The sequence below is a fragment of the Paraflavitalea speifideaquila genome, assembly GCF_032395985.1.
In the GTDB taxonomy this organism is placed as follows: Bacteria; Bacteroidota; Bacteroidia; order Chitinophagales; family Chitinophagaceae; genus Paraflavitalea; species Paraflavitalea speifideaquila.
The window spans coordinates 6,181,910-6,199,767 of sequence record NZ_CP135920.1 but is presented as its reverse complement, the minus strand read 5'-3'; the positions used below and the strand labels follow the sequence as shown (position 1 = coordinate 6,199,767).

Genomic DNA, 17,858 nt, shown 5'->3' with positions numbered 1-17,858 from the left:
TGCCTCATGCGCAAAGCGTTTCTTCAGCTTCATATAGCAGTACTCCTTGCCGGATTGACCGGTATTCTTGGACGTTTAATTGATCTAAATGAAGGTTTGCTAGTATGGTACCGCCTGATGATCACTGCTGTTACTTTATGGATATTGTTTTACTTCACTAAGAAAATACAACGTATCAGTTTTAGGGAGATTGGGAAAATTACTGGTGTGGGTGTTATTGCAGCGTTGCATTGGGTGACGTTTTTGGTAGCATCAAATACTCCAATGTATCGGTAGGAGTGGTATGTTTTTCGGCTATTGGTTTTTTACTGCCATTTTTGAACCCATTATTACCCGTAAGAGAATAAACCTGGTAGAACTGTTGTTGGGATTGATTACAATAGCAGGTATTTCATTGATCTTCCATTTTGACTCCCAGTATAAAACAGGGATCATTGTAGGGCTTATATCGGCGTTCCTTGGCTGCTTGTTCCCGATCTTTAACCGGCAGTTATTACAGAGGCATAGGCCTGAAACAGTAACCTTATACGAGTTAAGTGGTGGTTTCCTGTTCCTTTGTCTGTTACTGCCTTTCTATTTGCAATATTTCCCACCTGTTTCCATCCTGCCTACCTGGAGTGACCTTGGCTGGTTGCTGATCCTATCCTGGCTGTGCACAGTATGGGCCTTTAAGCTATCGATGGGGGCGCTACAGAAGATATCTGCCTTTACTGTGAACCTTAGTTATAACCTAGAACCGCTGTATTCCATTGCATTGGCCTTTTTATTGTTCAGGGAAGATAAACAGCTTTCCGGCACATTTTATATTGGATTACTGCTCATTATCATATCGGTGATACTACAAAGCTGGTTCTTTTACCGGGCGCACAAGAGAAGTACGGTGGCGCCAGCAGGCTAAGTCCCCAGGAGTGTTTTCTGCTCGTTATTTACCTACTATTTAGGGGCATTTCTTTATGAACGGCCACAATGCCTGATGATAAAAACCGTCAAATAATACTTTACCCTAATTTTATTCTCAAACCAAAGCGTTAAAATGACACGACTCTTCTACCTGTTATCGGGTTTATTGTTTACTGTCCCGGTCCTGGCACAGAAAAAGCCCCTCGATCACTCGGTATACGATGGCTGGCAAAGCATCGGTGAGCGGGCTATCAGTAACAATGGTAAATATGTAGTATATGCTGTAACGCCTCAGGAAGGGGATGGAACCTTAGTGTTTCAGGCTGCCGATAATTCCTGGAAAAAGGAAATACCACGTGGTTATAGTGCTACGATAACAGAAGACAACCGCTTCGTTGTTTTTAAGATACGGCCGTTATTCAAGGATACCCGGGATGCAAGGATCAAGAAAAACACCCAACGATATGCCGAAGGACAGTCTTGGGATCGTAGAGTTGGGGAAGGACAGCGTAACCAAAATTGCCCGGGTGAAATCGTTCAAAACGCCAGAGAAAGGAGCAGGTCAATGGATGGCTTACTTACTGGAGAAAGCGTTACCAGAAGTAACACGTGCTGCTAAACCCGATTCGCTGGCACAACTGAACAGCCTGGTGCGTATGGCGGATAGTTTGGCACGTGTGGCTGATAGCTTGCGTAATAAGGCTGTTGAAGCACAGACGAAGGGACTGGCAGTTTTGCAGGCTCCTAAAAAGGAAGGTGGCCGTAGCGGCGCAGGCCGTGGGGAAGATGTTGAGGAAGGGACTGAACTTATTCTTCGTAACCTGTATACAGGGGAAGAAAAAAGTATAAACTGACCAATGATTATTATTTCAGTGAGCAGGGTAATGTATTGGTAGTGAAAACTACCCGTAAAAACGGAGATAGTTTATCCAAAGCTACTTTGTTATGGACGAGCCTGCCCAATGGTAAAGTAGATACGATCATCCGCAAATTCAATGACCTTAAAAGCGTAACACTTGATGAAGCGGGTACGCAAGTGGCATTTGTAGCTGAAAGGGATAGTGTTACTAAGGCATTGAGAAAATTCTACAAGTTATGGTACTATAAACCAGGGCTGGACAGTGCAAGGCTGCAGGTAGACCGCACTACAGCGGGTGTTGGCAAAGGGCTTTACGGTGAGTGAGAATTATGTGCTTACTTTTAGTAAGGATGGTAAAAGTTATTCTTTGGGTTGGCGGGCATCCGCAAGCCGAAGGATACCACGTTGGTAGATTTTGAAACCGCCCGGCTGGATATCTGGCATTATAATGACGATTATTTGCAGCCACAGCAATTGGTGCAGGTAAATAATGAACTGCGCAGAAGCTATACATCGGTATTGCATATTGGTAGTGGTAAGGTAGTTCAATTGGGCTCGGACAGTTCTGAAAATATTCAATTGGTAGATGAAGGGAATGGGGACTTTGTGTTGGGTACTTCCAGCAAGGGGAATCGTGTAGAAGCGCAATGGCAAGGATTTGCCCGTCAAAACGCTTATATAATCTCTACAGTGGATGGTTCTAAAAACTGGTAAAAGATAAGCAAAGGGGGTTCTTTAGCGTTTCACCTAAGGGAGGCTATGTGATCTGGTACGATATGCCTGGTAAAACCTATTACACTTACCAGGTAAGTACAGGGATTATAAAGAATATCACACAAAAAGTGCCAACGCATTTATATGATGATGAAGACGATCATCCGGATGATCCTTCTTCTTTTGGAATGGCAGGCTGGCTGGAAAACGATGGGGCGGTACTGATCAATGATCGTTATGATATATGGCAGGTTGATCCTACAGGAGAGAAATTGCCAGTTAATATTACTGGTGGTTATGGCAAGAAGAATAAGATCGTATTGAGGTATGTGCGTACGGATCGTGAAAACGTTTCATTGGTGCAGATGAGCAGATCCTTATGGATGCTTTTAACCGTACTAATAAATACGATGGTTATTATACCAAAAGATCAATGTACCGGGTGACCCTATTTTGTTGAATATGGAACCTTACTCCAATGTGCTGCCATTGAAAGCCAAACAGGCAGAAGTGTATGTAGTAGGGCGTATGAATGTGCAGGAAGCTGCTAACGTATATACAACGACTGATCTTAATAGCTTCACGCGCCTGAGTGCTATTAATCCTCAACAGAAGAATTATAACTGGATGACCTCGGAGTTGGTGAAGTGGAAGATGTTTGATGGTAAGGAAGCGGAAGGATTGTTATTCAAACCGGAAGACTTTGATCCTAAAAAGAAGTACCCGGTCATTTTCTACTTCTATGAAAGGGATGCTGATGGGTTGTATAACTACCGCGCTCCATCGCCCAGCGCCTCTACTGTCAACATTGCTTATTTTGTAAGTAATGGCTATCTGGTATTTGATCCCAATATTTATTATAAGAATGGAGAGCCAGGAGAAAGTGCCTATAATTCTGTAGTATCAGCTGCTAAGTATATGGCTAAGATGCCTTGGGTAGATTCTACGAAAATGGCGATACAGGGGCAAAGCTGGGGTGGCTACCAGGTAGCTTACCTGGTAACACGCACGAAATTATTTGCTGCGGCCGGCGCTGGTGCACCGGTAGCCAATATGACGAGTGCCTATGGAGGTATTCGTTGGGGCACGGGACTGAATCGCCAATTCCAGTATGAGCATTCACAAAGCCGTATTGGCGCCACGCTATGGCAGAAGCCAGACCTGTACCTGAAAAACTCTCCTTTATTCAAGGCGGATAAGGTAACTACGCCCATACTCATTATGCATAATGATGCCGATGGTGCAGTTCCCTGGTACCAGGGTATTGAATACTTTACTGCTTTGCGCCGGCTGGGTAAAAAAGCCTGGATGCTACAGTATAATGGAGAGGATCACAACCTGGTGGAAAGAAGGAACCGCAAGGACCTGAGTATTCGCCTGGCGCAATTCTTCGATCATTTCCTAAAAGGAGCACCTGCTTCTAAGTGGATTGCAGAAGGCGTACCGGCTGTTGAAAAGGGAATTGAGTGGGGAACGGAAATAGAAGAGAAGAAAGGATTTTAAGAAGGGAATACAGAAGACCGGAAGACGGGAAGTCCGTAAGTCCGTAAGACCGTAAGACCGGAAGACCGTAAGACCGGAAGACCGTAAGACCGGAAGACGGGAAGTCCGGAAGACCGTAAGATAGAAAGTCGGTAAGTATCTTCGATTAAATCGAACATGCTTACCGACTTTCCGACTTTCTGACTTTTCCGACTTCCCGACTTGTATTACGCGGCTGTTGATATGTACCTTACCAGGCTGCGTTTGGCTACGGGAAGTAAGGTTTCATCAACGGGGAAGGTAAGTTCGGTTTCTATGGAATAGACAGCTGGGTTGGGCAAATCTCTTTTGTTGCGAATGAGTTCGGCTTTAATATTTTCGTAGGTATTGACCATATTCCTTTCCCATTGATCAATAAAGTCGGTTTTGATGGCCCGGTATTTTTCATCATGCTTTTCGAAAATGCTCAAGCGGTATTGGTATACGCGGGTGCTGCGATGGGTGCCCTCGCTGAGTAGAAAATAGCCCTCGCGGATGTCCAGGGGGATCAGGCCCACGGGGAAAATGGTAAGCTTATTTTCTACGAACTCATAAATCTCGGTACCATTGCTGATGGCTTTTTCATTTTGCCGGTGGAATAATTGATAATGTCTTCCAACTCCTGCATCATTTCGTCGTCTTCAATGATCTGTTCGTATAAGAGTTGTAACTTCTCCAACTGGATGCCGGTTAGTTTTTTGGGGAACTGCTCTTGCAGGTACTTTTTGTTTTCGCGGAAGGCTACCAGGTTATTGTAGTGGAAAATTATATCGGCCAGCTGGGGATAGAGTTTGTTGGCGTCAAAGTATTTGTTGACTTCCTGCAGATAGGCCAGGAGGGTATACTTTTTCAGTTCAAAGTCGATGTAGCCATCGGCAAACCAGGTTTCGGAGAGTGTCTTCATCTGGTGATTATTTTAATTCGGCTGATGGATGACCGGTGCTACCTGGTACTGCTAAGCCTTTTCAATTCATCGGTGCAACAAATAGGATGATAGCATCGTCCATTCATCATTTAATATGGTTTAGCGGTTAATTGAATATACGAAAATTGACGGCTGTTACGAAATGACGTTTAACTTTAAAATGTTAAAACTCCTACAATGAAACCCATTCTCATCGTTTTCGCCTTAGCCTTATTGGTAACGTCTTGCGGCCATACTTATTATGTGGTGCGGCATGCCGAAAAGGCGGTCCCGTCAGCAGGTACCACCATGTCTACACCCAACGATCCTCCCCTTAGTGATGCGGGCGAACAGCGAGCACAGGCATTAAGGGAGGTATTAAAGGATAAAAAAATAGAATATATTTTCTCCACCAATACGGTGCGTACGAAAAGCACTGCCGAGCCTTTACGCAGCCTCCGGTCGCTTTCTATACAAACCTATGGGCCAGTGCCAGATTCGGCCTTTATAAGGCAGTTAAAGGGCTTAAAATACAATACGTTGATAGTGGGACATAGCAATACTGTAGATAATATTGTGAATGGGCTTACAAACGGGAGCACGATACCCGCTGACCTGCAGGATAGTGAATACGATAACCTTTTGTGATCAGGTACAAGCGTTTTTTGGGTACGCGGATCAAATTTGAACGGTTGAAGTATGGGGTTCCATCGAAGTAAAATGAGGGTAGGGTGTTTATCAATATAAGGGTGGGAGGTGAGCCGCTTTTGGGAAAGCGACCCACTTTGGGATAAATAGAAAAGCCTGGGCTTTCACCCAGGCCTTAGCTTAAAATAGCCAGCAACACAACACTAAATTTCCCTTTCGGAGTTAAAATGTTCCAATTCTTTGGCTACGGCATTGAGGAAGGTGGCTCCCAGTGCGCCGTCTATTATTCGATGATCGTATGACATACTCAGGTACATCATGTGACGGATTGCTATAGAATCGCCTTGTTCGGTTTCGATGACCACGGGTCTTTTTTAATGGCGCCAACGGCCAGGATGGCTACCTGGGGTTGGTTGATGATGGGGTACCCATGAGGCTGCCGAAAGTACCCACATTGGTGAGTGTGAAAGTGCCGCCTTGTGTATCATCGGGCTTGAGTTTCGCATTTCGGGCATTATTGGCCAGGGTATTTACCTGTTTGGTGAGCCCAACGAGGTTGAGCTGATCGGCATTCTTGATCACGGGAACGATAAGGTTACCGCTTGGCAGGGCAGCGGCCATACCGATATTGATATCTTTTTAATAATGATCTTGTCGCCATCCACACTGCTGTTGAGCCAGGGATATTTCTTGATACAACGTACTACGGCTTCAATGAAGAGGGGAGTAAAGGTTAGTTTTTCACCTTCGCGTTTTTCAAACTCCTTTTTCACCCGGTCTCTCCACAAAACCATATTGGTTACATCGGCTTCGGTAAAGCTGGTTACGTGGGCACTGATGTCTTTGCTGCTCACCATATGGTTGGCTATTGCCTTACGCATACGGTCCATTTCTATGATCTCTATGTTGCCGGAATAGGAAGGTACAGCTGGGAGCTGTGAGCTCTGGGCTGGGAGCGGTTTTTGCTCCTGGGCTGGCAATACCTGGGCCTGACTGGCAGATTTCTGTTCAAAGCCGGTAGTCCTTTGTTCGAGGACGGGTGCTTTACCAGTCTTCCTGGCTTCTACATATTGTAAAATATCTTTCTTGGTTACCCGGCCTTCATTTCCTGTGCCTGGAATATTTTCCAATTCGGTCATACTTACCCCTTCACCAGCTGCAATATTGAGTACCAGGGGTGAATAAAAGCGATTGGCGCTACCATTCACAGCAGTTGTTTGCTGGGAGGTTGTAGTAGATGGCTGATAAGTGGTTACCGGCTGCTGGTGACTGGCTGTGGACGCCTGGTTACTGGCAGCGGGCGGTGGTGTTTTTTGTACGGGGATGGCCGGTTCAGCGGCTCCGGTACGTATGCGGGCAATTATTGTACCGATGGGTACCACATCATTTACATGGAATAAGATATCTTCTATAACACCTTCAGCGGTTGAGGGTACTTCACTATCTACCTTATCGGTAGCTATTTCCAGCACGGTTTCATCCATCTTCACAGTATCGCCGGGCTGTTTGTGCCACTTTAAAACGGTGGCTTCCATAATGCTTTCGCCCAGCTTAGGCATCACCAGGTCAACAACTGCCATAATGAATTTCTGGTTTTTTGATTTTAGTTATAGATCCCAAAGTGCCAAAGGTAATGATTTTGCTAACAATCGTTCGCCTTACCCTTGTTCTACGATAAATTTTCTCAACAGGTTGAGGCTATGGTTGGTAGTTAATTCGATATTTCTCATCCGGTTGAACCGGAAATTCATCAATTGGGTCACGGTTTTTTCCCGGTTGCCAACGGCCATCCATACCATGCCCACTGGTTTTTCGGGTGAACCGCCATCGGGGCCCATAATTCCGGAGGTAACCAAGGCGTAGTCGGTATGGAGGGCGGCCAGGGCACCTTGCACCATTTGTTTTACGGTTTCCTCGCTAACAGCACCTGCGGTGTTCAATGTTTCGGGTGATACGTTCAGCAAGTTTTGCTTTACTTCATTGGCATAGGGTATTATACTGCCTTTATAATAAGCACTGGAACCTGGAATGGAGGTGATGAGATGGGCAATGTAGCCTCCGGTACAGCTTTCGGCTGTGGCCATGGTTTTGCCCTGCTTTTTCAGGAGTTGACCTACCACCACTTGCAGGGGCAGGTCTTCATCAATGACCATCCATTCCTTAACCAGGTTTTTTACCTGGGCAAATTGGCTATCTAATTCTTGCTCGAGTAATTGTTGATCGGGGCCAGATCCGGTAATGCGCAGGCGTACCATTCCATAGTTGGGCAGGTAGGCGAGTTTAAGGTGTGCCGGCAGTTTTTCTTCCCAATTTTGAATAATATCGGCCAGGTAGCTTTCTCCGATGCCGGCGGTGAGGAGGGTACGATGGGAGATATGGGGCATGGTAAAATGTTGCCTAAGCCGGGGTATTACTTCGGCTGTCATGATATCTTTCATTTCATGAGGAACACCGGGTAAGGAGATATAGATGTTACCGTTTTTTCAAACCACATGCCGGGAGCTGATCCTCGGGCATTGGGCAATACGGTACAAACATCGGGTACTTCGGCCTGGTGGAGGTTGCGTTCGGTAAGGGGGCGACGATAGATATTTTCGAACAAATGCCGGATGAATGCGAGGGTGGGTTCATGTATCACCATCTTACCGCCAAAGTACTCATTCAAAACAGGTTTGGTAATATCATCGGCAGTAGGGCCCAGGCCGCCAGTCATAAGAATGATCTGGGTATCGTGTGACTGGTCTTCCAGTGCATTTATGATCTCTTGCTTAACGTCGCCTACGGCTACGCGTCGTTTGAGCCATATGCCTGCTTTATTTAGTTCCTGGGCCATCCAGGCGCTATTGGTATCCACTACTTGTCCTATCAGTAATTCATCGCCTATCGTGATGATTGATGCAAAAACCTGTTCCATAAATAACTAATTGGGAAACAAAGGTAGTGTCTGAATCCCGTTTCTGACGGGACCGGCTCTGGATTGATGGGATTTTTGAATGGGGGTGGATGTGGTGAGTTGGGAGTAGGTGCGCGAGAATTGGTGTCAGAGATAGAAAACAGGGATTTAACGGTGGAGGTGTTTTATGGGGATTCCATGATTTTTTCTTACGTTGGTGGATATTTTAATATAGTGGTATTTATGAAGCATTTCTTCTTTCTTTTTGCCTGTTTGATGGTTGCCGTTGTTACCCCTGCTCAATCGCTACCGCAGAAACTGGCAGAGGCGGTACAAATACTGGAGGCTGACTCTACGATGAAATATGCCATTTTCAGTTTGCACGTGGTGGATGGGCAGACAGGCAAGGTGGTCTATGGGCACAACAGTAATGTGGGGCTTGCGGCTGCCAGTACGCAGAAGTTGTTCACAGCTGCTGCGGCATTTGAACTGCTGGGCAAAGGATATCAGTACAAAACGGTGATCGGATATAATGGAAAGGTAGCAGGAGGTGTGTTAAATGGGGACCTACATATTAAGGGGTATGGTGACCCTACGTTGGGTAGCTGGCGCTGGGCGGATACAAAACCTGATAGTATCCTTGGCAGCATTTTGGGCATCCTTAAAATCAACAAGATCAGTAAGATCAGTGGCAGGGTATTGTTAAATGATTCGGTGTTTTCGATTCAGCCGATTCCGGGTGGCTGGATATGGGATGATATTGGCAATTATTATGGAGCTGGCAGTTGGGGTATCAATTGGCGTGAAAACCAGTATGACCTTATATTGAAACCTGGTAAGGCAGCAGGAGAGGCGACGACTATAATTGGGACTAAACCTGCATTGCAGGAGGAAGGATTACTGAACCTGATCACTACAGGTAAAAAGGGTAGTGGGGATAATGGGTATATCTATCGTGCTCCTTATGCTCAGCATGGGTTTACGCAGGGAACTGTACCGCCCGGTGCTTCTTTTACGATTTCGGGTTCGCTGTCGAACCCTTCTCTGCAATTATCGCACGAATTGGAAGTGGCTTTTGTTACACATAAGATCAAACCAGAAAGGTCTTCCAACGTCTTTATTGAAAAGGTGATGAATGGTAAAAAATGGCCTGCGATGGAGCAGCAGATAGGTCAGTTACTATCGCCTCCTTTAGACAGTATCAATTATTGGTTTCTACGCCGGAGTATCAATTTGTATGGTGAAGCGCTGGTGAAAACGCTGGCTTATGAAAAAGATGGATACGGGTCGACAGAAGGAGGGGTAGAGGCAGTGCGCAACTTTTGGCAGCAGCAGGGTATCGATAAAGGGGCTATTCATATTCAGGATGGCAGTGGCCTTTCGCCACAGAACCGGGTAACTACAGGCTCATTGGTACAAGTGTTGCAATATGCCAAGACGAGGCCCTGGTATAGCTCTTTTTATAACTGCCTGCCTGAATACAATGGCATGAAAATGAAAAGTGGCTCAATTGGTGGGGCGCGTGCCTTTGCGGGTTACCATACTGGCAAGGATGGGAAGGAATATGTGTATGCTATTATTGTAAATAATTATGATGGATCATCCGGAGAGGCGGTGAAGAAAATGTACCGGGTGCTGGATCTGCTGAAGTAGGCTATTTAGGTAATAGTTAACATTAAATGGCGGATATTACCATGCAGATTAAACTTATCCCAATACCCCTAACATCTAAACAATCCCTCACGTGAAAAGTGTTCTTAAAGGCCGATTTTGGAAATATGGCAAATGGTTTATCGTCTTGTTTTTTGTGATGCTTGGGTTGCGGCTGTTGTATGGTTATGTTGCTACCAGCCTTTCGCAGGGCGGCGATTATTCTTCGGACTATTTTAGCCAGGTAGAGAATCTTCGGAAAAACTATGCCAGTGAAAAGCAAATGTTTAAAACTGATGCGGGGCAGCAGGCCACGCAGGCTTCTGCGCAGAAGTATGAGAAAACAGCTTCTATCAAATCCAAAAGTGTTCGGTTTGAGGAAGGTGTAAAGGAGATCACCACGGAAACTAAAAGGTATGAAGGTGTAGTTCAATATGAAAAGAATACGGGTAACAAGGGCAACCGGGAAATCCATTTGGTGATCGGGATCAGTCCGGTTAAGTTTGACAGCTTTTATGTGCAGCTACAAGGTATTGGCGATGTTAAATCAAAGGAAGTAACGAAGGTTGATAAAACGAATGAATACCGGTAGTTGAATGCCAAAAAGGCTTCATTGGAAAAGACGCTCTTTTCGCTGAATGAGTTGAAAGCAAAAGGTGGAGTGATCAGCGATTATGTTGCGCTGCATGATAAGATACTTGAAATTGAAACGCAGCTACAGGCGCTGGGGGTAGAGTTGGGGAACTTCGATACAGAGAATGAATTTTGTACGGTACGGTTTTCGCTTTATGAAGGCGCTACGGAAAAGGGCATCGGTTTTTTGCAACGGTTAAAAGTGGCGCTTGAATGGACGATTCAATTTTACACGATCCTGGTGATTGGATTGTTGGGAGCAGGAATTGGGGTACTGATCCTGTTGATCATTGTAGAAAAGTTGAACCTGCTCAAAACACTGTCGGGCAAATCGGACCAATAAAAGATATTCCTTAAAATAATTGTGAGCTGTAGGGGTGAAAACTACCTCTGCAGCTTTTTATTTATTGATACCCATGTTGTTAGGTGTATTTTAAAAATATTCTGCTTCACTTGTCCAATTGGTACTGTGTCAGTCATTATTGATATGTAAACTGATACAATCAAAAATAAATTCAAAACAAAATGGCACAGCGATTGAACATTCATGCAAAAGGACAACAGGCAATGAAAGCGGTATATGGTTTGGGGATCTACCTGGCCAAATCACCGGTGGAGCCATCTCTATTAAACTTAATTTATTACCGGGTATCTCAGATCAATGGGTGTGCTTATTGCCTGGACATGCACTCAAAGGACCTGCGGGCGAAAGGTGAAACGGAGCAGCGGCTCTTAGTATTGAATGCCTGGCGGGAAGCCCCTTTTATACTGAGCGGGAGCGTGCGGCGCTGGCCTGGGCTGAAGCGCTTACCAAGTTTAGTACTGGTCAGGTACCGGATGCTATATATGAGGCGGCACAGGCTCAATTTTCGGAGCAGGAGCTTATTGACCTAACAATTGGGGTGGTAACGATAAATACGTATAATCGTATTAATATTGCTTTTCCTGTTGTAGTGGGCAATTATCAGCCAGGGCAACATGGTTAATTGAAAATAGGAGGCAGCAAGATTAGATCAACATTCAAAAATTATTAAATTAAATACGATGAAAGAGTTTATGTTATTGTTCCGTCAGCCAAGTTATGATTATAGCCAAACATCGGCTGGTGAAATGCAAGAGTTGTTCAAGAAATGGCAGGATTGGGTAGGAGGTGTTACTGCTCAGGGCAAGTTGGTGCAAACAGGTATCCGATTGGCAGAAGAAGGGAAGGTATTGAGAGCGGGTGGCGTTATTACTGATGGGCCTTTTGTAGAGATCAGGGAGCGGTTGGGTAGTTTTATGGTTGTTAGCGCTGAAAGCATTGTAGATGCTACAGCATTGGCGAATGGATGTCCTGCCCTGGATGCTGGAGGAAGTGTTGAAATAAGACCGGTTTATAAATAATGGTCATGACATTTAAAAGGGTGAGCCATCTTTACGAAGGCTCACCCTTTTCATGGGAATGGATTATTGTTAAGCTTTATTTAGTTCAGCAGTTCTGCTATTTTCTTCTCCAGCTCTTCACCCCGGAGGTTCCTGGCGATGATCTTTCCGGAACGATCGAGCAGTACATTGCCAGGTATACCCCTGATGCCGTATAATTTTGCCGGGGCACTTTCCCAGAAGCGGAGGTCTGATACCTGAGGCCAATTCAATCCATCTTTTTGTATGGCTTGTATCCAGGCTTCTTTTTTGGAATCGAGGGAGATACCGAAAACAGAGAAACCTTTGTCTTTGTACTTATTGAATATGTGCACAATATTGGGGTTTTCTCTTCTGCAGGGGCCGCACCAGGCTGCCCAGAAATCAACCAGGAGGTATTTGCCAAAATGGTCGGATAGTTTCACCAGTTTGCCATCGGGGCCTGGCAATTCAAAGTCGGGAGCTTGCTGTCCGATAGCGGTGTTGCGTAAGGCGTTGGGCAGCTCTATCAATAATTTTACATATTGGGTATTCTCCAGTGATTTGTCGAGTAGGTTGGTATATTTCACTACTTCGTCGGCCGATAAGGAAGGAGAGAAATAGCGATACAATACGAAGGCAGAAACGATGGAGGCAGGTTGTTCATTGATGAAGGCTTCAATATTGGTATTCCTGGCGTTCTGCTGGTATTGTTTGTACCGATCTGCTGCGGGGGAGCCGGTAATGGTTGAGTTACGGCCTCCGCGGGCGGTATCGAAGTGAATGAGTAGTTCATTTTTAGTGTCGATAAAAACGAATAAGGTAGACAGTTCACCGGGATCGGCCGAGATCCCATAGAGTTCGGGTACGTCGAGTTTGGTGGCGAAGGAAAACTTCCCTTCATTTACTACTGATGAATCGATCACAAAAACATCTTATTGTGATAGCGTTGTAAGTAGATCTTCTGTGCATCCTGGATGCCCACTGCTTCGCCTTTTATTTTTATGAGCTCTTTGGGTGGATTGGCCAGGACTGTTGTGGTACTGACGGTGAATACCAGTAGGCCAAGGATAAAAATGGTGATTTTAGTAGGGTTGCTTATCGAATGATTTGTCATAATTAAACAGTTTTATTGTTACATGATGAATAGGTGTTGTTTATTCTGAAGCTTTCCAGCCTTCATTGGGAGCGGTAGCTGTTTCGCCAAAGGAGCCTTTCTCACCAAAGAATGCTTTTCCTCCATAGGTATACACGGTATTTTTATCAATTCCAATTGCAATTGTGGGATTGGATATTGGGTAGGTGTACCACCGATGAGGAGGTTATTTCTGCGCATGAAGGTGAAAGGGATAAAGGCACCACCTGCATCATCGATCTCGATGGCATATTCATAGTGGAGTGCTTTGCGGATGTCGGCTTCTGTTGCTGCTACCGGGGGCAATTTGCCTTTTGCAATTCGGGAAGCGGTGGCCGCGTTCAATTCAATGGCGGCCGCCGGATAGTCTTTGAGCCAGAATTTTGATTCAGCTTTTAAGAGCCGTATCTCTTCGTATAGGAAATAAGGATTGATGGCGCCAGGTGTGTTTAAGGTATTGCGGGTATTGAACCAACGGATACGGAAATAGTTGGTAAATAAGCCTCTTCCTCGTGATTCGAGCATAATACCAAAGCTGGGGTATAACCATAATACTCATAAAAGCGCTTATCATCGGATTCGATAGCTGGCAGGATACCGGTACTGGGATAGAACTTGGGGGTATTACCTGTTTTGTCGGCCAGCCAGGCCAGTTTTAGATCGGGCGCCAGCCAGCCTGATCCATCTGCATTGCGTTGCACGAGGTTTGAAACAAGCTGGTTATAGTAACCGCCTGTTACGGTAGTGATGGTGTAATCGGCGGTAACGCCTTTGAGGCATAGTTAAGTACCTTATTCCAAAAGTCATCTCCAAGTGCTGCTGCTTCAACTTTATCACGCGCCTGGGATGAAAGGATCCGCGCAGCGAGTGAATTGGCCAGTTGTACAAAGGTTGTCCGGTTGACTGTTACGCCTGTTAAAAAGTCGAACTTAAAACCAGGATGTTCTTCGGCCAGTTGTATAGACTTCCCGATAAGCTTAAGGCCGTTGGCAATTAAGTCTTTGTAGGAGTGTGGAAAGCTGCGTTTTGCAGTAGGATCGATGGTGTCAACAATCACTCCTTTATTGAATATGACACCCAGATAGCCTTGAGCAACGCCTTTAGAGAAATAGGCTGCCACCTGACAATCTTTAGTACGGTCATTGCCCTGGTTGTCGAGGATGGTTTTCTTCTGTACCTCGATAATGTCGAGTGCGATGGTGGCATCGAGGTTGGCCTGGTAAAAGTTGTTATAAAAGGTAGTCCAGGTGGTGGCGCCACGATAAGAAGCATTGTTGTTGAGGCGGAGGCGTGGCTCATTGGCGAAGTCCCACCAGGAGGAGTTGCCATTGGTATTGGTTGTTTGATCGGCCAGCAAGCTGAAGTGTGTTCCTGCTGAACTGGTTGTGGTATTAAAGGTGGTTTGAATGCTGCTGGTAACGAGCCTGTATCCAAGATCTCTTACCTTGGCCACAGCCTCTTCATTGGTGAGGGCGGTTGGATCGTCAAAATTGATCTTTTCGCAGGAGCTCAGTAAGTATGTGGATAGTAATAAAAAGGCAATCTTTTTCATGATCATGTATTTAAAAATTAAGGGTAAGTCTTCCGCTAAATGTGCGGAAGGTAGGATAGGAATAAAAGTCTATGTCCCAGCCTTCGGGTGTAACGCCGGTGAAATCTGTCCAGGTATAGAGGTTCCGTGCAATGAAGGATAGTTTGGCGTTTTTGATAATGCCGGAAATGCCAAACTTTTGAACAGGTAATTGATAAGCGAGTGAAACTTCACGGAGGGAAACGTAACCGCTGTTTTCAATCCAGTAATCAGTGGTTTGCTGGGCATTGAAAACGGCTGTAACGAAAGGTAAGGGAAGTCCGGCTGCTATGGCTTTATCAGTAAAGGCAGAGCGGTATTGGTAAGTGAGGTAGTTGACAGTTTCGTTATATTTTTGTCCGCCTTGTTTCCAATCGAGTACGGTATATAGGGAAAGTGGCCCCCAGGTAAGGGTATTGCTGAAGCCTACCTGGAAATCGGCCTGGGCATCACCGATCACTTTTGAATTACCGGTGGCAGCATTTTGATATTGTACGGGAACTTCTGCTGCGGTACCGATCTGACTTTTCAATACTACAAATCCAAGTTTATTAACGGTAAAGTCTTCGGGCTTCAATGTGCCACCTGCTGCATTGGATACAAATCCTTTGTCATCCACTTCGAGTTGAGAAAGATTGGTAAGGATGCTATAGCCATAATAGGAATAGGGGCTGATGCCGGCTGCTTTTCTGAAGTCGCCGGAGGTAAATTCAGGTACATTGCCCATGGAGGTAATCTTGCTTCTGATGCGGCTGAAGGTGGCGCCGGCATTCCACTGAAATTTTCCGCTGTTGATGATATTGCCATTAATTTCCAGTTCAATGGAGTTTGATTTTACCTCACCAAGATTATCCCAAATGCCGGCAATGCCATTAAAAGGGGTGAAGGAGGGTACGCTGATGAAATCGTGTTTGCTGGTAGCGCGGGCGTAGTTGGCTTGTATATTGATGCGATTAAACAACACAAGATCTGCACCTAATTCCAATTCGGATGTTATGGCGCGATTAAGATCGGTATTGGCTCTTTGGCGATAGCTAACACCGCCTGTGCTGGTAAGTGTTACCCTGCTTTCTTTGGCGCCATACCCGGGCAGGCTGCCTGCTTGTCCATAAGCGGCGCGTATTTTAAGATCGGTGATAGCTCCAAGGTCGAAGTCCCCGGTAATGCGATAGGCAATGGAAGCCCTTGGAAAGAAGGCTGCAGCTACGTTGGAACCAAAGCGGGAGCTAAGGTCATAGCGGCCCAAGAGGTCAAGAAATACTTTATTTTTCCAGGCTGACTTTATGTTTAGGAAATAACCATAGTTCACCAATTGGCTCCAGGAGGAGGAATTGGAACGTGAAGCTGGTTCTACTACGTTGAGGCTTTTTACGGGTGCGCTTAGGTTATAGCCAGAAGCATCCAATCCGGTAGATCGGGCTTGCTCATATACTGATTTGAGGTTGACACCAAAATCGAAATTGCCGAAATGATCATTGTAATTCAACTGTACCTGTCCATTCCTGGAAAAGGAGCGGCCAGTGGATAATCCATAATAACCATTGTTTTTTGTAATGTCGGCTGTAAGGGTTTGGTAGCCTATGGGGTAATAATCTTCTGATTCTGAATATTCATTCTGGAATGCGCCGCTTACTTCGGCAGATATCTTTTAGAGAATTTGTATTTCAATCTACCGCCAATCAGGAAATTGTTACTGATATTAGTATACTCCCGGTAGTTAAGCTGATAGAAGGGGTTGCCTACGTTGAATTTCTGGATATCGAAACCATAGGGTTTGAAAGCATATCTTCCATCGGCCTGTTTTTCGGTAAGGTCAATGAAAGGTTCATAGAGGAGTGCGGAATACAAGACAGAACCTGCGCCGCTGGAGGAGAGTGAGGAGGAGGGGTATTGCGGTTGAAGTATTGGAGGGTTACTTCGGCCTCAATATTCTTGTTGGGTTTGATTCCGACATTCAATAAGGCGGTTCTCCTGGTATCGGGAGAGATGGGACCGGCAATACCACCTTTGGACTGGTTTTGGAAGGAGGCATACAGGTTGTATTTATCACCGGCGGTGGATACGGAAATGAAGTTGGTAAAATAGGGATTGTTGCTCAGCATATTGCCCACATTGTCGTTGTCCCTGGTGTACTTATGTTGATTAAGGGAAAACCCGTTGTCTTTGAAATCGAGTGTTCTATTGTTGCCGGAGCTTAATACGAAGGAGCCATCGGGATTGACCTTATAGAAATGGTATTGTGAGGTAGGCGGGGTGCGTTGAACATTGCTGATGCCATATTCATTGTCGACGGTGATATTGATCTTGTTAAGTCCTTTTCCTTTTTGGTGATGACCTGGATTACGCCTCCTTCGCCGCGTGTTCCATAGAGGGCGGAGGCTGCGGCTCCTTTCACCACTTCAATAGATTCAATATCCTGTGGGTTAAGATCGGAAAGGCCCAGGCCGGTTACAAAGCCATCTACTACGAGTAAGGGGGCAATGTTGCCATTGATGGATTTGGCGCCGCGCAGGTAAACGGTGGCTCCCTGATTGCCTGCTGCCTGATCGATCTGGAGGCCGGCTACTTTGCCCCGCAAGGATTGGGATGCGTCGGTGGCTGGAACGGTATTCAATTGTTCGGTACTTACCTTGGTCAATGCAAAGGACAATTTCTTCCGGCTGGTACCTTCTGCCACGCCGGTTACCACTACATCTTCCAACTGGCTGGCCAATTCTTCCAGCTTGATCTCTATATCTTCGGTTGAAACAGTGAGCGTTAGTGGTTTGTATCCTATATAGGATATGAAAAGGATATAGGGCAATTTCTGGCCAGTTCTGAAGGTGAATTTACCTTCGCTGCTGGTGACTACGCTGTGGGTAGTGTTTTTGATGCTTACGCTGGCACCTTCCAGTGGGGTGCCTCTTTTGAGGTCGGTAACCCGACCATGGAGAACAGAGTTGATGGTGGAAGTTGCATTTTGGGAGAAGATGTGTAAGGGCAGCAATAAGACGGCCATTAGCCACATCCGGAGAGGTTGCTTCATTTGGGTTCATTAAAAGTTTAAAAAAT

At 45.6% G+C, this 17,858-nt stretch carries 26 protein-coding genes and 1 pseudogene; 13 read left to right on the top strand and 14 right to left on the bottom strand.

Translation table 11 applies throughout. The features are described from left to right. Positions 1-6 precede the first annotated feature (6 nt). The 7 genes from RS881_RS42585 (at position 7) to RS881_RS42555 (ending at position 3,976) form a co-directional block, all read left to right on the top strand. Positions 7-276, top strand: coding sequence for a hypothetical protein (locus RS881_RS42585; RefSeq protein WP_315816354.1), 270 nt, complete (start codon positions 7-9; stop codon positions 274-276). Positions 277-283: 7 nt separating this feature from the next. Continuing rightward, positions 284-898, top strand: a complete 615-nt coding sequence (locus RS881_RS42580; protein WP_315816353.1) for a DMT family transporter — start codon at positions 284-286, stop codon at positions 896-898. Positions 899-1,334: 436 nt separating this feature from the next. Continuing rightward, a complete protein-coding gene (locus RS881_RS42575; RefSeq protein WP_315816352.1) occupies positions 1,335-1,754 on the top strand; it encodes a hypothetical protein in 420 nt (139 codons plus the stop codon). Positions 1,755-1,795: 41 nt separating this feature from the next. Next, positions 1,796-2,083 (top strand): hypothetical protein, encoded by a 288-nt coding sequence (locus tag RS881_RS42570; RefSeq protein WP_315816351.1) that lies wholly within the window; start codon positions 1,796-1,798, stop codon positions 2,081-2,083. Positions 2,084-2,131: 48 nt separating this feature from the next. Next, positions 2,132-2,473: a hypothetical protein gene (locus tag RS881_RS42565; protein ID WP_315816350.1), complete on the top strand. Its 342-nt coding sequence runs from the start codon at positions 2,132-2,134 to the stop codon at positions 2,471-2,473. A gap of 47 nt (positions 2,474-2,520) precedes the next feature. Next, a complete protein-coding gene (locus RS881_RS42560) occupies positions 2,521-2,919 on the top strand; it encodes a hypothetical protein (protein WP_315816349.1) in 399 nt (132 codons plus the stop codon). Between the two features lie 16 nt (positions 2,920-2,935). Beyond that, entirely contained in the window at positions 2,936-3,976 is a 1,041-nt protein-coding gene (locus RS881_RS42555) for an alpha/beta hydrolase family protein (RefSeq protein WP_315816348.1), read from the top strand. A 206-nt stretch (positions 3,977-4,182) separates the two neighbouring features. On the opposite strand, the gene RS881_RS42550 is transcribed toward RS881_RS42555, so the two are convergent. Together RS881_RS42550 and RS881_RS42545 are read right to left on the bottom strand one after the other, a co-directional pair. Further along, positions 4,183-4,512 (bottom strand): hypothetical protein, encoded by a 330-nt coding sequence (locus RS881_RS42550; protein WP_315816347.1) that lies wholly within the window; start codon positions 4,510-4,512, stop codon positions 4,183-4,185. A gap of 23 nt (positions 4,513-4,535) precedes the next feature. Next, complete coding sequence (locus RS881_RS42545; protein WP_315816346.1) at positions 4,536-4,898, bottom strand: hypothetical protein; 363 nt, start codon at positions 4,896-4,898, stop codon at positions 4,536-4,538. A gap of 198 nt (positions 4,899-5,096) precedes the next feature. Between RS881_RS42545 and RS881_RS42540 the strand changes: the two genes are divergently transcribed. Then, on the top strand, positions 5,097-5,546 hold the full coding sequence (locus RS881_RS42540) for a SixA phosphatase family protein (RefSeq protein ID WP_315816345.1): 450 nt from the start codon (positions 5,097-5,099) through the stop codon (positions 5,544-5,546). A gap of 203 nt (positions 5,547-5,749) precedes the next feature. Here RS881_RS42540 and RS881_RS42535 read toward each other — a convergent pair. The 4 genes and pseudogenes from RS881_RS42535 to RS881_RS42520 form a co-directional block, all read right to left on the bottom strand. Then, positions 5,750-6,167, bottom strand: a pseudogene (locus tag RS881_RS42535) (2-oxo acid dehydrogenase subunit E2). Next, positions 6,125-7,126, bottom strand: a complete 1,002-nt coding sequence (locus tag RS881_RS42530; protein WP_315816344.1) for a 2-oxo acid dehydrogenase subunit E2 — start codon at positions 7,124-7,126, stop codon at positions 6,125-6,127. The pseudogene RS881_RS42535 and the gene RS881_RS42530 overlap by 43 nt, the downstream one beginning before the upstream one ends. 78 nt (positions 7,127-7,204) lie before the next feature. Further along, positions 7,205-7,984 carry a nicotinamide-nucleotide amidohydrolase family protein gene (locus RS881_RS42525; protein ID WP_315816343.1) on the bottom strand — a complete coding sequence of 260 codons (780 nt, stop codon included), beginning with the start codon at positions 7,982-7,984 and terminating at the stop codon, positions 7,205-7,207. Further along, positions 7,981-8,460: a competence/damage-inducible protein A gene (locus tag RS881_RS42520; protein WP_315816342.1), complete on the bottom strand. Its 480-nt coding sequence runs from the start codon at positions 8,458-8,460 to the stop codon at positions 7,981-7,983. The genes RS881_RS42525 and RS881_RS42520 overlap by 4 nt, the downstream gene beginning before the upstream one ends. A gap of 66 nt (positions 8,461-8,526) precedes the next feature. Here RS881_RS42520 and dacB point away from each other — a divergent pair, with 66 nt between their 5' ends. From dacB to RS881_RS42495, 5 genes are all read left to right on the top strand, one after another. Then, entirely contained in the window at positions 8,527-10,092 is a 1,566-nt protein-coding gene (gene dacB / locus RS881_RS42515; protein WP_315824784.1) for a D-alanyl-D-alanine carboxypeptidase/D-alanyl-D-alanine endopeptidase, read from the top strand. A 91-nt stretch (positions 10,093-10,183) separates the two neighbouring features. Beyond that, on the top strand, positions 10,184-10,681 hold the full coding sequence (locus tag RS881_RS42510) for a DUF4349 domain-containing protein (RefSeq protein WP_315816341.1): 498 nt from the start codon (positions 10,184-10,186) through the stop codon (positions 10,679-10,681). Positions 10,682-10,702: 21 nt separating this feature from the next. After that, positions 10,703-11,065: a hypothetical protein gene (locus tag RS881_RS42505; protein WP_315816340.1), complete on the top strand. Its 363-nt coding sequence runs from the start codon at positions 10,703-10,705 to the stop codon at positions 11,063-11,065. A gap of 182 nt (positions 11,066-11,247) precedes the next feature. Beyond that, positions 11,248-11,616, top strand: coding sequence for a carboxymuconolactone decarboxylase family protein (locus RS881_RS42500; protein WP_315816339.1), 369 nt, complete (start codon positions 11,248-11,250; stop codon positions 11,614-11,616). Positions 11,617-11,766: 150 nt separating this feature from the next. Continuing rightward, positions 11,767-12,105, top strand: coding sequence for a YciI family protein (locus tag RS881_RS42495; RefSeq protein ID WP_315816338.1), 339 nt, complete (start codon positions 11,767-11,769; stop codon positions 12,103-12,105). Positions 12,106-12,185: 80 nt separating this feature from the next. On the opposite strand, the gene RS881_RS42490 is transcribed toward RS881_RS42495, so the two are convergent. The 8 genes from RS881_RS42490 to RS881_RS42455 form a co-directional block, all read right to left on the bottom strand. Continuing rightward, on the bottom strand, positions 12,186-13,028 hold the full coding sequence (locus RS881_RS42490; protein WP_315816337.1) for a redoxin domain-containing protein: 843 nt from the start codon (positions 13,026-13,028) through the stop codon (positions 12,186-12,188). Continuing rightward, entirely contained in the window at positions 13,025-13,219 is a 195-nt protein-coding gene (locus RS881_RS42485; protein ID WP_315816336.1) for a hypothetical protein, read from the bottom strand. The genes RS881_RS42490 and RS881_RS42485 overlap by 4 nt, the downstream gene beginning before the upstream one ends. Before the next feature lie 18 nt (positions 13,220-13,237). Further along, a complete protein-coding gene (locus tag RS881_RS42480) occupies positions 13,238-13,762 on the bottom strand; it encodes a hypothetical protein (protein ID WP_315816335.1) in 525 nt (174 codons plus the stop codon). Continuing rightward, on the bottom strand, positions 13,687-13,938 hold the full coding sequence (locus RS881_RS42475; RefSeq protein WP_315816334.1) for a hypothetical protein: 252 nt from the start codon (positions 13,936-13,938) through the stop codon (positions 13,687-13,689). Before RS881_RS42475 ends, RS881_RS42480 begins: the two co-directional genes overlap by 76 nt. A 35-nt stretch (positions 13,939-13,973) precedes the next feature. Continuing rightward, on the bottom strand, positions 13,974-14,789 hold the full coding sequence (locus RS881_RS42470; protein WP_315816333.1) for a RagB/SusD family nutrient uptake outer membrane protein: 816 nt from the start codon (positions 14,787-14,789) through the stop codon (positions 13,974-13,976). Positions 14,790-14,799: 10 nt separating this feature from the next. After that, positions 14,800-16,293: a SusC/RagA family TonB-linked outer membrane protein gene (locus RS881_RS42465; RefSeq protein WP_315816332.1), complete on the bottom strand. Its 1,494-nt coding sequence runs from the start codon at positions 16,291-16,293 to the stop codon at positions 14,800-14,802. Between the two features lie 253 nt (positions 16,294-16,546). Beyond that, on the bottom strand, positions 16,547-16,918 hold the full coding sequence (locus RS881_RS42460) for a hypothetical protein (RefSeq protein WP_315816331.1): 372 nt from the start codon (positions 16,916-16,918) through the stop codon (positions 16,547-16,549). 83 nt (positions 16,919-17,001) lie between these two features. Continuing rightward, positions 17,002-17,832: a TonB-dependent receptor plug domain-containing protein gene (locus tag RS881_RS42455; RefSeq protein WP_315816330.1), complete on the bottom strand. Its 831-nt coding sequence runs from the start codon at positions 17,830-17,832 to the stop codon at positions 17,002-17,004. Positions 17,833-17,858 lie beyond the last annotated feature (26 nt).

What these genes read in the sequence shown, in the direction of transcription:
- RS881_RS42575 (WP_315816352.1), top strand. Translation starts at nt 1,335, where the DNA reads ATGCAAGGATCAAGAAAAACACCCAACGATATGCCGAAGGACAGTCTT.
- RS881_RS42455 (WP_315816330.1), bottom strand. Translation starts at nt 17,832, where the DNA reads ATGAAGCAACCTCTCCGGATGTGGCTAATGGCCGTCTTATTGCTGCCC.
- RS881_RS42555 (WP_315816348.1), top strand. Translation starts at nt 2,936, where the DNA reads ATGGAACCTTACTCCAATGTGCTGCCATTGAAAGCCAAACAGGCAGAA.
- RS881_RS42520 (WP_315816342.1), bottom strand. Translation starts at nt 8,460, where the DNA reads ATGGAACAGGTTTTTGCATCAATCATCACGATAGGCGATGAATTACTG.
- RS881_RS42530 (WP_315816344.1), bottom strand. Translation starts at nt 7,126, where the DNA reads ATGGCAGTTGTTGACCTGGTGATGCCTAAGCTGGGCGAAAGCATTATG.
- RS881_RS42525 (WP_315816343.1), bottom strand. Translation starts at nt 7,984, where the DNA reads ATGAAAGATATCATGACAGCCGAAGTAATACCCCGGCTTAGGCAACAT.
- RS881_RS42585 (WP_315816354.1), top strand. Translation starts at nt 7, where the DNA reads ATGCGCAAAGCGTTTCTTCAGCTTCATATAGCAGTACTCCTTGCCGGA.
- RS881_RS42540 (WP_315816345.1), top strand. Translation starts at nt 5,097, where the DNA reads ATGAAACCCATTCTCATCGTTTTCGCCTTAGCCTTATTGGTAACGTCT.
- dacB (WP_315824784.1), top strand. Translation starts at nt 8,527, where the DNA reads ATGGGATTTTTGAATGGGGGTGGATGTGGTGAGTTGGGAGTAGGTGCG.
- RS881_RS42485 (WP_315816336.1), bottom strand. Translation starts at nt 13,219, where the DNA reads ATGACAAATCATTCGATAAGCAACCCTACTAAAATCACCATTTTTATC.
- RS881_RS42480 (WP_315816335.1), bottom strand. Translation starts at nt 13,762, where the DNA reads ATGCTCGAATCACGAGGAAGAGGCTTATTTACCAACTATTTCCGTATC.
- RS881_RS42545 (WP_315816346.1), bottom strand. Translation starts at nt 4,898, where the DNA reads ATGAAGACACTCTCCGAAACCTGGTTTGCCGATGGCTACATCGACTTT.
- RS881_RS42470 (WP_315816333.1), bottom strand. Translation starts at nt 14,789, where the DNA reads ATGAAAAAGATTGCCTTTTTATTACTATCCACATACTTACTGAGCTCC.
- RS881_RS42580 (WP_315816353.1), top strand. Translation starts at nt 284, where the DNA reads ATGTTTTTCGGCTATTGGTTTTTTACTGCCATTTTTGAACCCATTATT.
- RS881_RS42495 (WP_315816338.1), top strand. Translation starts at nt 11,767, where the DNA reads ATGAAAGAGTTTATGTTATTGTTCCGTCAGCCAAGTTATGATTATAGC.
- RS881_RS42500 (WP_315816339.1), top strand. Translation starts at nt 11,248, where the DNA reads ATGGCACAGCGATTGAACATTCATGCAAAAGGACAACAGGCAATGAAA.